This is a genomic window from Streptomyces huiliensis, assembly GCF_020037025.1.
Classification (GTDB): Bacteria; Actinomycetota; Actinomycetes; order Streptomycetales; family Streptomycetaceae; genus Streptomyces; species Streptomyces huiliensis.
This window is the reverse complement of the sequence record NZ_JAIQLH010000141.1, coordinates 1-14,289: the sequence shown is the minus strand read 5'-3', so window position 1 is coordinate 14,289 and position 14,289 is coordinate 1. Positions and strand designations below refer to the sequence as shown.

3 protein-coding genes and 1 pseudogene are annotated in these 14,289 nt (G+C 69.9%); 2 read left to right on the top strand and 2 right to left on the bottom strand.

Annotated elements, in window-relative coordinates; genetic code table 11:
• Positions 1-8 precede the first annotated feature (8 nt).
• Positions 9-3,770, bottom strand: a complete 3,762-nt coding sequence (pglX, locus tag JNW98_RS22715; protein WP_223770119.1) for a BREX-2 system adenine-specific DNA-methyltransferase PglX — start codon at positions 3,768-3,770, stop codon at positions 9-11.
• A gap of 62 nt (positions 3,771-3,832) precedes the next feature.
• Positions 3,833-8,524: a BREX system serine/threonine kinase PglW gene (pglW, locus tag JNW98_RS22710; protein ID WP_223770118.1), complete on the bottom strand. Its 4,692-nt coding sequence runs from the start codon at positions 8,522-8,524 to the stop codon at positions 3,833-3,835.
• Between the two features lie 294 nt (positions 8,525-8,818).
• On the opposite strand from pglW, the gene JNW98_RS22705 reads away from it, so the two are divergent.
• Positions 8,819-9,871, top strand: coding sequence for a PDDEXK family nuclease (locus JNW98_RS22705; RefSeq protein ID WP_223770117.1), 1,053 nt, complete (start codon positions 8,819-8,821; stop codon positions 9,869-9,871).
• A gap of 800 nt (positions 9,872-10,671) precedes the next feature.
• Positions 10,672-11,449: pseudogene (locus tag JNW98_RS22700) on the top strand (alpha/beta fold hydrolase); the annotation flags it as partial.
• Positions 11,450-14,289 lie beyond the last annotated feature (2,840 nt).

Sequence of the window (14,289 nt, the reverse complement as noted above, 5' to 3'; positions counted from 1 at the left end):
TCGCCTGTTCAGGCGGACTCTGTGCCGCTGACGGCATCGGTGACGGTGTCCGTGTCGACGTCGGTGAACGACGTCTGGACGGCGGCCTTCTTGCTCGTGCGCTGCTTCGGTACAGCGGCCTTCTTCACGCCGCGTCCGCGCGTGGCCGCGGCCGGACGCCAGGCCCGCAGCGCATCGTCGGTCAACCCGAGCTCGCCCTGCTTCTGCTGTCGGAACGCCAGGATCTCGGCGGCCGGCGACGCCCCGAACTCCGGGTCGTACTCGCCGTACCACTGCTCGAGCCACGGCTGCAGCTCAAGCAGCCCCGCCAGGTAGGGCACGAGCTCGTCGTCACCGAGCCCGGCCTGCTGGATGTATGAGGCGAGCGCGAGCGCCTGCTCCAGATGATCCCAGCCGGCCCACCCGTACAGCTCCGGTGACTGCACGTTGACTGTGCCGTACGAAATGAACCGCTCCTTGGGCACGTCGAGCTTGCCGCGCGCACGCCAGTAGCTCGGCTTCAGGAAGTCCGCCGAGGTGTACTTCGGGGGCATGGGCGTCTTCTTGCGGATCTTCTGTTTGGCGGGCTCGTCAGGAGCGGCGTCTTCCTCGCGTTGCCTCTCCCAGACGTACTCCCAGTCGGCGCGCTTCTTTAGCCCGGCGGGCTTGTACCGCAGGGCTGACACGAACGGCACGTGCTCCTCGGACAGCAGTTCGCGTACGGTCTTCGCGAGGTCCTGTCGGGGTGCGTACAGCTCGGCGACGGACACGAAGTCCTCGTCAGAGGAAAGGTTTTCGGCGAGGTGGGCCAGGGTGGTTACAGTGGGGTTTCCGCTGGCATCGAACCAGTGGATGCGGTCCTCGACTCGGTTGAGTAGCCAGGACTTCAGCGCCTTCTGCCGCATCGCATCCCAGCCCTTGGTGGCCCAGCGCCGCTTGTACTCCGGGCGCTCCATCATGCCGATCGCACGGTTCGATTCGATGACCTCGATCCGCCTCTGCACGAGCGCCCGGTAGTCGGCGGGCCAGTGCACGGGGATCTCCGTGATCGGCTTGGACTCGTGCCGCTCAAACCACTCGCCACTAGCCTCGCTGGTCGCGACCCGACGCGCCAGCACAATCTCGAAGGCCCGCTCGCCGAGTGCGAGTTCGGGCACATCGGCAATGTTAGGCAGGTGCAGGTCCTCGGAGTGCAGGTTGTAGAAGGTGTACACCTGCCAGTCCAGCTCCTCCTGGAGCGCGATCATGCTGGCGCGGAGGGAAGTGTAGCGGACCTGGGCCGCGCGGAGAGTGGAAGCGGTGGGGACTGCCTCGGCGGCGAGGGCGGCGGGGGTCGTGGCGGAGAGCTGCTGGGCAAGTGCGTCCAGCTCGGTGGCGATGGCGGTGGGGTATTCAAAGGGAAGCGGGAATTCTTGGAGCTTGGTACCGGTGAACTCGTAGAAGCGCTCCCAGTCATCGCTAGTGAATCCGCCCCCCTCTCCGCGAATCCCCTTGTCGTGGCTCACCATCTTCAGCCAGAACCCGGCCGTGGAGCTGTTGAGCAATCCAAGCAGTGCCAGATGCTCTTCTGCTGTGGCGTTCTCACGGAGCTTGATTACCTGAGCCGAGTCCTTTACGGGGAGTCGGCCGGTCTGGAGGTAGAAGTGATTATGCGTCGCAACTTTTGCGTAAACGATCAATTTTTGCGCTTTGGTGCGGGAGTCGTAAACCTCACGCCATGAAATCCAAGGAATTCCCCTGTCTAGCATCGTGATACTGAAGCGCTTGCGAAGTTCCAGTACATGACGCAGTGGCCACATGAAGCGCAGCAAGTCCTCGATCTCTGCGCCTTCGAGGAGCTTCATATCCTGGTCGTACGGGCTGGTGAGCCAGGTCGCGCCGGTGAGTCCCCAATCCCGTACCTCATCGCCGTTGGCGACAGCAGTGGGCCTGGCACCTCGTTGGCGGGCGGCAGCAGTGTTCACCGAACCAAAGGCGTTGTCCTCGCCAGTAACGATGGACAATCCGAGTTCTTCTGACGCAGTTCGCAGCCGATTTCCCGTGCTGTCGACGATCTTCAGGATGTCTGGTGCGGCACCTCCTGCGAGACTCCAGGGATGCTTTGCCAGGTCGTCACGTTGCTGGTCGCGAACGCTGATCCAGTCACTCTCGGAGTTCGGGGAGTCGACCTGTTGCGTGATAGCCCGCCAGACGAGTCCGTCCTCCGCCTTTTCCGGAGCCGCTGGCTCCCCTTGAACGCTCCGGACCGTGCGGATGGTGGCCCGGCGAGGGCCCATGTAATCCAGCGGGCGGCCGACGAGGATGACCGTTGGCGTCCCATGCCCCGGGATGTAGGCCCCCGACGTGTCAATAACCTCTGCCAGTTCGACCTGATCCCGGAAGAAGCTCTCGATCAGCTTCGTCCCGAACTCCCTCTTCATGAATGAATTCGCCGTGATTTGGCCGACCATGCCATAGCCGAGCCCGGACTTGGCTTCGCCCCGAACTGCAAGCTCGAAAAAGCGCTGTGCGAACGGGACCGACAGCGCGTACGTACCCGCGCACGCGTCGTACAGCTTGCGATACAGCTGGTTGAGTGTTTTGTCCTTGACTGTGATGTACGGAGGATTTCCCACCACTACGTGGTAGCGGCCCCGGTTCAGGATCTGCGGGTACTCGAACACGTCCTCTGTGCTCAGCGCGTAGTACGGGTCTTCAGCGTCGCCCGATTCCACACTGTCGCCAAGGCTCAGCTGCTTGTCGCCGAAGAGACCCTCCTGCCGGTGCTCCGTCGGCAGCAGCGAGTCGCCCACCGCGAGCTGGATTGGCCACTCGTACTTCCGCGCCTCTGCGAACGTCCGCATGCCGCTCGCGGCCATCGCCGCGACCAGGAGCCGGAAGCGGGCCACCGCAACCGCGAACGGGTTGAGGTCCACCCCGTGCACAGACTCCAACGCCGCCCGCACCCGCTCGTAAGAGCCGACCTCAGGCCGCTGCTCAGCCCACATCCGCACCAGCCGCCGGAACGCGCCGAGCACGAAGTGGCCGGACCCGCAGGTCGGGTCGATCATCTTCAGCTCTTCGAAGCCGAACTCCCGTACCGCCGGGGTCATCGTCCGGTCGAGGATGAACTCCTCCACGAACTCCGGCGTCTGCAGCAGCGCGTACGTCTTGCGTGCCGCCTCGCTCAGGTCCTGGTACAGGTCGCCCAGGAACCGGGTGTCCCAGCCCTCGGTGCCGTCGTCGCTCAGCGGGTCGCGGAAGTCGTGTACGAGGACCGGACCGCCTTCACCTTCGTCGCCGCTGCCCTCGCCGGCGCGCTGCTCCCGCCAGAACGCGAGCAGTGCGCCCGCGCCGTCGTGTGAGAGTGGGATCTGGTAGAGCGGGTTGTGAGCGCGGTCGAAGAGCAGCCGCCCGGCCTGGCCCGTGCCCAGCTCGGCGAACGCGGTCTCCAGCCACCCTCGGTACGTCGGGTCGGCGTCCTTCTCCAGGTATTCCTCGTACCTAGCCTGCGCGGTTTCCCGCCCCGCCACATCAGGGGCGGTGATGTACGGCTCGGCGATCAGCTGGTTGTCCTCGCTGAACCGCACGAAGACCGTGCCGAGCACCCAGGCCACCGCGACCTGGGTGATCCGCTCGCCGAGCCAGGCATTCCATGTCGCCGCCGTACGGCCCAGCTTCCGGGCCTGTTCGTACTCGCCGCGCAGCCGCGTTCCGACCTCCGAGACGGCTTTGACCTGCTGCTCAAGGTCGGTCTCTGCCGCCTTGACCTGCTTCTGCAGATCGGCGAGGAGGCTCTTGCGGTCGATCACGAACGGCTCCTGTGGGAATGGGAGAGAACGGAAGAATGCAAGGTCAGGAGGGGGGAAATGCGTCAGGCGTTCGGTGCGAGGTGTTTGCGTGCGACCCAGGCGTCGGGCACGACGATCCACTCGTCGAACCCCGCCTGGTACGGAACACTCCGCCCGGCCAGCCGCGGCGCCCGCGCCGGATCCGACTGGGCGACGAGCAGCCACAGTGGGTTGCCGCCTTGCCGAGCCTCCTCCGCGAGCCGACCGAGCAGGTCCAGCGCGTCGTACCGGGCCAGAGCCGCGGTGTCGGTGAGGAGCAGCGGGCCATGTCCGTCCGCCAGCCGCTCCCGCAATCGCGGCTCGATCCGCCCCCATGCCTTGTCGGTGCGGATGCGCAGCTGCTGGTGGGCCCGGCTGCCCGGCTCGGCGGCGTCCGCCTTGAGGACGGTCTCCCAAGTCGGACGGGCCGCCTCGCTGACCACGCCACGCAGTTCGGCCACGAACAGTCCGGTCAGCGACACCGGCCGAGCCCCGTACGGCTCGTCGGTCAGCCACCGCACCGCTTCCTCGGCACGCCGCTGGGGCACGGTCAGGACCCGGAAGCCGTCCTGCCGGGCCGAGTGCGCGAGCCGCTGCTCGGCCTTGACGGCGGCGGCGACGGCTGCGTCCGCGTCGTACTGGGTGGGAGTAGAGCGGCGCGCTGCCGAGGTACCCCAACTCGCCGAGGTGAGCCCGGTGGTGGTGTCACCGTACGGGCGGTCCGGGATGAGCCGGAGGACCTTGTCGTAGCGGGTCGCCAGCTTCAGCTCGAAGCCGGCCTGCTTCAGAGCACGGACCAGGGCACTGCCCGTGGGCAGCTCGCGCGGCGCCAGCGGATCGGTGCCCAGGTCAGGGAAGCGGGTGGCAACCCGCTTGTGCAGTGCGTCCACCGTCAGGCCCGGCTGCCGCTCCTCCTCGACGCCCGGCTGCACGGCGACCACACCGGCCTGGGTGATCCGCAGCGCACGCACCAGGTCCAGGTCGCGCGGGTAGATCTCCAGGCGCGGGGTGAGCGCGGCCCGGGTGGACGCGGCGACCGCGATCTCGGCGGTGCGCCGCTCGTCCCAGCCCAGGCTGCCCGGCGGCCGTCGTACCGCGTCCAGCTCGGTGAGGACAGTGCTCGCCGTCGGCAGGGACTCGAGCGCCGCGAGCCGGTCGGCCCGTACGCCCAGGTTCAGCGCGTATTCCTGCAGGGCCGGCAGCGCCGGGGTATCCGGGCCGTCCACGTCCTCCCGGACATCCAGGGCGAGCAGGCCGAGCACGGGATCGGCGCCCTTGGGCATCCGGGCGTGGAAGTAGCGGAAGAGGGGAGGGGACTCGTTGTCGTAACTCTCCCGCTCAACCACCGCACGCAGCAGCGACAAGGCGAGCGCGCGACGGTTGCGCCGCTCCACGTACTGGGTGCCGCGCCGGGCGATGAGCGCGTCGGCGAGCTCGATCACCGGGGCCACCCGGCCGCGCTCGGCGAGGAGCTCCACCACCTGCTCACGCAGGAGCGCGAGGGCGGGGTTCTTGTACCAGCGCTCGCGCGCATTCTTCACGATCTGTGGGATTCGGCCCGTAGTGAGTCCCACCGCATCGGCGACGTCCCGCTGCCGGACCCACGCCAGGCCCGGGGGCAGCGTGCCCGCCTCGTCGGGCAGCCGCAGCAGCAGCCGGACCACCTCGCGCTCCTTGGCATTGGAGCGGGCGCTGCCGCCGGACGGCTGCGGCACCAGGCGGGCGGCGAGCGCGTCCAGGCTCAGGCCACCCAGCACCTGCGGGTCGGTGACGCCTCCGTCGGCTGCGGCGATCGACTCCGCGACCGCCCGCTCGAGGTCGGAGAGCTCCTGGCCCGCCGCCTTGCGGGCCTCCGCGCTGAGCGGCGCGGGAGCCGCCTTGCCCAGGCGTGCGTTCCACTCCTTCTGCCGGCGCTGGATCTCCTCCCGAGTACGCGAGCCCATGCCCGGCGCAGTGAGGAACTTCTTCGCCGAGTACTCCAGGACGTCCCCGACGGTGTTCAGCCCCATCGCGAACAGCTGCGACTGTGCCGCGACGGTCAGGCCGGCCACCGACAGCGGCGTCTTCCGGTCGGCGCGCATGGCCTGCTGGTCGCGGACCTGCTCGGCGGAGACGTCGTCGTCCTCCCGCCCGATCCGCGGCTCCGTTGCCGGCCAGGCAACCGCGTCCGTGCCGCTTTTTGTTCCGCGCGCCGACTTTTCACCGTGACCGGTGCTCGGCGCCGTCGTCTGCTGTGCGTCCAGGAAGATCTTCTGCCAGGCGCGCTCCATCGGTTTCAGGTCCGAGAAGCGGTACTTCACGTCCCGGGCCAGGGCCTTACGGAAGAATGCCACCAGGCCGTCCCGGACGGCCGGTTCGAATGCGTCGACCGCCAGCTGCGGGTACGGCCACTCCTCCGCATCCGTCTGCCGGGGCGTGACCGAGCCGTCACCCCATCGGGGCAGCTCGTTTGACGCCATCTCGTGCAGTGTCACGGCCAGCGCATACCGTTCGGCATGGCCGTCGTACGAGCCGCGCGTGATGATCCCTACGAAGGGGTCGAGATAGCCCTCGGTGCCTGCCTCGATCTCCTTCGCCGGATATCCGGCGAGCGAGAAGTCGATCAGTACCAGCTGGCGGGTGCCGTTGGGGCGGATCCGGATCGCGATGTTGTCCGGTTTCAGGTCCCGGTGCCAGATCCCCTCCGCCTCCAGGTGCTCCACCGCGCCGAACAGGTACTTCCCGTACGCCTCCAACTGGTCCATGCCCAGACGGCCGTTGTCCCGCAGTTGGCGGGCGACGGTGTCCTCACGGCGGCGCGGCCCCTTGACCGTCCCGCCGTCCTGGTCCTTCAGCTCCCGACTGTCACCCACGTACTCCAGGACCAGGACCCGGCGCCCGGCCAGTGTGAGCGGCTCGGGCTCGTACAGCGAGATGATGCTGGAATCCCGGTGGATACGGCCTAGGACCTGCGCCTCCCGGTCCAGGACTGTGTGCTTGGCCTCGCTCAACGCGACCTTGAGCACCGCCACCGGCAGGGCGCCGCTGCGCCGCGGCTCGCCCTCCAAGTCCCGTACCAGGAATGCTCGCGCGGTTGAGCCCGTACCGAGCCGGCGGACGACCTCCCAGCGCCCGGCCAGCACATCCCCGGCCACCGCCTCCAGCGGATCTTTCTCTGGCTCGGACTGTTCCTCGCCCCCGACTGTGGCAGAACCGCCGCCCCCGCCAACACCTGCAGCCCTATCCCCGCCCTCCGGCACCTCCTCGGCGAACGCCTGCTCGACGTACTCCAGCATCTCCAGGAAGTCGTCGACCGTGGACAGCCGTCGACCGGGTTCGTACGCAGTGGACGCTTCCACCAGATCGTCGACGTCCGGATGGAGACCGTCGACCAGTGCGCTCGGACGCAGACTCTCGCCGGCCTCCAGGCGTGCCATGACCTCGCTCTGGCTCGCGCCCGGCGCCTGCCCGGTGACCAGCAAATACGTGAGAACGCCGAGCCCGTATACATCCAGGCGCACCGGATCGGCTTTCGGAATCTTCAGCTCCGGAGCCAGATAAGGATCGGCCTGCTCCGCGAGATGTAAGCCCGACACGTTGGTCGGAGCCAAGGTCAACGGCCGACCACGGCTGACGCTCTGCCCGGTGGCTATCTGCCAGTCCGCGATCTGCGGCCACGGGCGCAGCCAACGCTGCTCTTCGCTGATCTCACGCCCGCGAGGGCCGCGGTCGCGCGGAATGACATGCACCGCGTGTGCCGAGAGTGTGCGATGGTGGACTCGCCGGGAGTGCGCGGAGCGCACCGTCTCGGCAAGCTGCCGCACCAGAGCGAGGCGAGCCTTCAGGTCCAGATCGTCCCCGTGCTGGACCAGGTAGTCGTCCAGGCGCAGCGTCTCAGGGTGGTAGTCGAAGAGGATCGCGGGGCCGGCGGGGTGCCCCGACGGCAGATAGCTCTTCAGCTGCACTGCGCCCGGATGGCGAAACCGGCTGAGCACCGACGCCTCGCGGGCGGCGGCCCGTTCCACCGAGCGCCGCTCGTCGTCGGAGGCGCCGCGTTCGCTGAGAAAGACCCGCACCCGCGCCAGATCGCGCAACTGGGAATGGCGGCCCAGATAGTCGGCCCAGGTGGGCCCGGAGTCGAACGCCTTCGCCTCCAAGAGGTAGGAGCCCACCTCGTACTGGCGGCGGATCGGCGCGATACGGAGCTTCTTCAAGGCCGTATCGACAAGGCGGGACGTCGTGGCCGTGATCTGATACCGGGCGTCTCCCGGCGGTACGGCCAGCATCTCCACGAGCTGCTTGACCGTGAACACGCCGTTCATATCGGCGGCCGGAAGGTTCACCCGAAGCTTGTCGTCGGTGAAGCAGACCGCTTCACCCACCCAGATCTTCGTTCGATCCGCAGGCCGACCGGAGACACCGTTGATCAGGCCCGACAGCTCCTTGGCCTTCCGGTTCGACAGGTGCAGCGGGTTGCCGTGCCGACGGCTGGTCCCGCCCGGCGTGGTCTGCACCCAGTCGTTGCCGCCGCCGTGGACCGAGCCGTGCCAATCCTTCAGCTCGACCAGGAACACTCCGGCCGGCGCCACGACCAGGAGATCGACCTCACGGACATGCCCGCTGTTCGCGGTGAACGTGAAGTTCGCCCAGGCGCGCCACGGTTCCTCGTCCGGCAGGCGCCTACGGATCGCCTCAAGGCCGCGGTGCTCGTGCTCGTACTCGGACTTGGTGACCGTTGTCCACCGGCCGTCCAGCATGCGGCCCCCCGCCTGTGTCTGCTGTGCGCGTGTGTGCGTGCCGTACCTCTGGCAGTGCGTCAGGAAGCCCGGCCCAAACCTCGGATGAATCTTAAAGGGTGATACTTACGTCGAGGGCGGCCTGGGCTTGCTACGGCAGGGCTCCGCAGCCAGACCTGGCGGCGATGGGCCAAGGTGGAGCGCGCGACGAAAAGATTCGGCCAGGCAGGCAGAGCGATTTTCAGCCGTGGCGGCGCCGAGTTGATGCCGGTTGATTGCGCTGTTGTTCGGCAAGGCTGACTGGAGGGGGACGTCATGGCCACGCGTGCCACGTTGAGGGGCTATCTATTGGAAGAGTCGCTGGCGTGGTTGCTTCGGCACAGCGGCTACCGGTTGTTGGTGGATGCCCAGCAGGACCCGGTAGAGCTCGTTTCAGAAGGGAACACCCTCCGGGTCCGTGGGCGTGGTGCTCTGCACCAGGCAGACGTGTTGGGGGAGTTCGCCTTCACGCCGGCCTTTTCGCTACCGGTCCGACTGTTCCTGGAGGCCAAGTTCTACCGCACACCGTGTCGGCTGGAGGTCGTGCGTAATGCCCACGGAGTGCTCCATGACGTCAACGAGAACTTCATGGCTCTGCCGAGTACCCGACCCCGCCAGCGCTACCAATATTCGTACGCCCTGTTCTCGGCCAACGGCTTCACCGCCGACGCCCAGAAGTATGCCCTGGCGCACCAGATATCCCTCGTAGACCTGTCGGGCGAGTCCTTCGACTGGCTCCGCAACGCGCTCTACGCAACGGCGCGTGCACTGTTCGACGCCCAGAATGCGTACCACCTCAGGTCCTTCCCAGTGTCCTGGATGCGGAACGAGCTGAGAGAGGCTCTGGGTACGGGCCCGGTTGGCCTCTTGCCTGAGGTGGGTACCAGCGCGACGCAGTTCGAGGGCGTGGCCAGCCGGCTCCTCGCGGACTTCGTCGCTGTGCTCGAGGAGCACAGTGAGGCCGAGCTGCTGTTGGGATTCCCCGCTGCCCCGTTCATCCTGCCGCTGGCCGCCGATGACAAACAGCAGTTCTTGGAGTACGCAGATGCCAGTCCGGACCACTCGGTTCGGATCCGGCGGACTGGGCACGGTGAGACTGCCGAGTGGACTCTGTCTCCATGGGGCCCTGATGAGGATGCCTACCGGCTTACCTTCAAGTTGCCGGAGCACATCGAGCAGTGGATCAGCGGAGTCGAGGGAAAGGAGCGGCAGCGCACCTCGGAGATCAAGTCACAGTTCCTGAGCGCGATCACCATCTACCGCACGAACGGAGCTGGAGTTCGTTCCTACCAGTTGCGCTATGAGCCGAGCGCGTTGTGGAATCCGTAATAGCCAAGGGCGGCACGACGGGCCATGGGCAAAGCCGGCCACGGAAAGATTCACAAGGTGTGCGGGTATCCGCATCGACGGTGGTGCGGCTGTGCGACCGCGTATGACTGGCGGCGGTCCGTGCCGCGATTCCGTTAACTACCAGTGCGCGACCTCCCTTCGAGCGCGGCGTGATCGTGCCGGATGGTGGTGAGCGCGGCGGAACGGGCTGATCAGCTGATGGGTGTGGGCGTTGTGTCGGCTCCGGCACACCCAGTACTGCCGGCAGCGTCGGTGGGCAGCGGATTGCAGCGGTTGGCCTATGGCGGGGGTTGCCCAGTAGGCGGGGCCCGTCATCCAGCGGCGGCGCCGGACCGCTCGCAGATAGCCGCAGATAGCGAGGACGCTGCCGGGTGTGGAAGTAGTGCGGGCGAAGGCGCCACGCTACTGGGCCTCCCAGACGACGTGCATCGGGTCGATTGGGTCGCCGCGGTGGTCCCGGCGGCGCACAGACCAGATCCGTCTCCGTGTCGGATTCTCGGGTTTCCCGTACGGACTGTCCGAGGGGCGTCCTTCACTGCGCTGTGTGGGGTCAGTCCTGTCGAGCGTTCCTCGGGACGTCGGTACTTCCGCCCGTCCGCGGGGCGGCCCGCGCACGCAGGACTGTTACGTGGGTTGGATCAAGGGAGGCAAGAGCCGGCGCGAAATCGTCCGCCGCCCCAAACGCCGCGCGGCCCGGAAGGTCTTCCACCTGGCCGGACAGCTACAGCCAGGACCCCGCTCATAGGGGCGGCCGTAAGGGATGTGAGAGGGTCTTGCGGGTGAGTGAGACACCGGCGAACACCCTGCAATACCGCTTTGACGGCCCGGAAGACGCCCCGGTCCTGATCTTGGGCCCTGCGCTGGGTACCACTTGGCACATGTGGGACCGGCAGGTACCGGAACTCACCCGCCAGTGGCGCGTCTTCCGCTACGACCTGCCGGGCCACGGCGGCGCGCCCGCTCGCCCCGCGGCGACGGTCGGCGAACTCACCGACCGGCTGCTCGCCACGCTCGACGTCCTGGGCGTCGAGCACTTCGGCTACGCGGGCTGCTGCATCGGCGGCGCGATCGGTGCCGAACTCGCCCTGCGCGGGCCCGAACGGCTCGGTTCCCTCGCCCTGATCGGCTCGGCCGCCCGCTTCGGCACGGCCGACTCCTGGGGCGTCCGGGCCTCCGAGGCGCGCTCTCACGGCCTGGACCCCGCGGCGCGCTCCGCGCCCGAGAACTGGTTCAGCCCCGCCTTCGCCGCGGCCCAGCCGGCCATAGTGGACTGGGCCGTCCACATGGTGCGCACCACCGACGTCCCCTGTTACTCGGCCGCCTGCGAGGCGCTGGCCGCCTTCGACGCCCGCCCCGGCCTGGACCGGGTGGGCGTGCCCACGCTGGTGCTCGTCGGAGCCGAGGACCAGGTGACGCCGCCCGCCGACGCCCGCGTCCTCGTCGCCGGCATCCACGACGCCCGCCTCGCCGTCGTCCCCGGCACCCGCCACCTGGCCCCCGTCGAGCAACCCGCCGCCGTCACCGACCTGCTGGTCGGCCACTTCACGGCGGACTGGCGGCCGGCGGGTGCTCGACGGAGGCGCGGTTCCGGCGGGTCGGGGGGCGCGCCCGGTGTGGCGGGGGCGGCGGATGCGGTGGGTGGGCCCGTGGGGCTGTCGGCGCCCGCTGCTCCGGGGGCGTCCTCCGTTTCCGGTACGCCCGGTGGCGCGTTCCCGGGTGCCGGTTCGGGGGTGTCCGGTGCTTCAACGGCGCCCGGGGCGGGAGTGTCCGCCGGTCCGCCTTCGGCCGGCGCGGGTGCGGCTGCCGGTGTGGCGGCGTCTACGGGCATGACGTCGCTGGCCCCTGGGGCCACGCCCGCGGGTTCGTCGGTGCCGACCGGTCCGTTGGTGGCTGCTCCGGGGGCGCCCGGAGGGTCGTCGGCGCCCGGGGCGACCGCGTCCACCGGCCCGGGTGCGGCTGCCGGTCCGTCGGCTCCGCCTACGGGGATGCCTTCTGCGTTCCCGGGCGGCTCCGCGGTGGCCGCCGGGTCTGTGCCTACCGGCTCGTCCGCGGCCGGCGGGAGTGTGCTTGGCGGGGCGCCGGTGTCGGGGGCGGGCGTGTCTGCCGACGCGTCTCCGGCCGGGGCGGGTGGGCCTGTCGGCCTGTCGGTGTCGACGGGTGTGTCTTCGATGACCCCCGTCGGCTCTCCGGCGTCCGCCGCGTCCGCGTCCACCGGCCCGTCTCCGGTCGGCCCGGGTGCGCCCTCGGCGGCTGCCGGCGACCCGTTCGCCGCTGCTGGGTCCTCGTCCGCCGGTCCGTCTTCGGCCGCACCCTCCGGGTCCGCTGCTCCGGCGTTCGGTTCCGACGGGTCGGCTGCCGCCTCCCCGCCGTCCGGTCCGGCCGCCGGTGAGGCGCCGACGGCGCTGCTGCCGCCGATCGTCCTGGAGGACGGTCCCGTGCCGGCCGCCGCGTTCGCCGAGGGGCCGCCCGTAGGCTGGCCGCCGCCTCGGGCCGCCGACGCGCCGCAGGGCGTGTTCGGTCCGCCCCTGGCGGACGGGGTATCGGGTTCCGCTCCCGGTCCGGCCCCCTTCGGTGCCGCTCCCGAGCCCTTCGGTCCGCCGGGCGGAGCGCGGCCGACCGCGCCCGGAGCGGCCCACGGGCCGGAGGCCATGCTCCGCAACGGCATGATGCGGGCCGACGTCTTCGGCCCGGTGGGCTCGCCGGCCGACAGCCCGTACGCCACGACGGCCCCTGCTGCGGACGTCGATTCGACCGGTCCCGCCGCTCCCGGACCTCTTCGGCCGCCCGTCGCCGAGGGGGGCTTCGGACCCTTCCCGGGTCCGTCCGCGGCCCCGGCCGCGCCTGGCGCCGGCACGCCGGGCGAAGCCGCCGGCGCGGCCCGCCCGGGTTCGCCCACGCAAGCGCCTTATGCGGCAAACGGGATCGGTGCTCCGGTCGGCGACGAGCGGGGAGCCTCCGCCCCGGCCGGGACCGCTCCCGGCCGTCCCTTCGCCGGTGCCGGTGCCGGTGCCGGTGCCGGTGCCGGTGCCGGTGCCGGTGCCGGTGCCGGTGCCGGTGCCGATGCCGGTTCCGGCACGGGAGCGGTGGCGCCCGCGCCGGGACAGCCCGGGCAGGGCAGCCCGGCGCGGGTGGATGTGCCGACGACGGACATGGCCTCTATAAAGGTGCCGAGTTCGGCCGGTCGTCGTAAGACGGGCGCCACTGGGGGCGCGGGTGAGCCGGCGGTGGGTCCCGGTCGTGTGGATGTGCCGACCGCTGACATGTCGGCGCTTTCCGGGCCGGGTTCGGCGGTGCCCGGCTCCGCGCGGGTGGACGTGCCGACTACGGACATGTCCGCCTTGACGGAGCCGAGTTCGGCCGATCGTCGTAAGGCGGGTGTTGTCGGGGGCCCGGGGGAGGCGGCGGTGCCCGGGCCCGCGCGAGTGGACGTGCCCACCACGGACATGTCCCCGGTGTCTGCTGCCGAACCGGCGCGTCGGCCTACGGCGGCCGCGCCGGACGCCGGCAAGGTGGCGAGGGGCCCGGGAGGAGGGCCGGGGGCGACGTCGCCGGTCTCGGACGGTTCTGCCCCCGACCGGCTGAGTGTTGCGACGACGGACACGTCCGCCATGCCGGCGTCGGGTTCGGCGAGCCGTCGTGAGGCCGGTGCCGGCGAGGCCGGTGGTGCGGCGGCGACGGTCCACGGTCGGCCGGCTGCGGCGGACCCTGCCCACCTGGACGTGCCGACGACGGACATGGCCCCTATAACGGCGCCGGGTTCGGCCGGCCGTCGTAAGGCGGGTGTCGGTGGGGACGCGGGCGAGCCGGCGATGGTGGGTCCCGGTCGTGTGGACGTGCCGACCACCGACATGTCCGTTCTGTCCGCGCCGAGTTCGGCGACGCCCCGCCCCGGGGTGCCGGGGACCGGTGGCTCTGTTTCCGGTGCCGCACGGGCGGACGTGCCGACGATGGGGCGTTCCAGCGGGGCGACTGCCGACGTGTCCCCGCTCGCCGCGCCGGATGCCGGCGGCTACGTCTCCGCGGCGGCTGGGGCGGCCGCGCAGACGGCCGAGTGTTCCAACGGCGGAGTGCCGTTCGGCGGGCAGGCCCGTGCGGATGGAGTGACTGCCGTCGCGTCCCCGCTCGCCGCGCCGGATGCCGGTGGCTCAGTCTCCGGTGCAGCCGGGGTGGGGGTGCCGACGGTGGAGCGATCCGACGGAGGGGCGTCGGCTGCGGGTCGGGTTCGGGTGGATGTGCCGACCGCCGATATGTCCGTGCTTCCCGGAGCGGGTTCGGCGGCACCCGGTCCCGAGGCGCCGGGTGTCGACGGTTCCGTCGCCGGTGTTGGCCGGGTGGACGCGCCGTCGACGGAGCGGTCCAACGGCGGAGTGCCCGTCGGTGGCCAGGCTCGCGTGGAG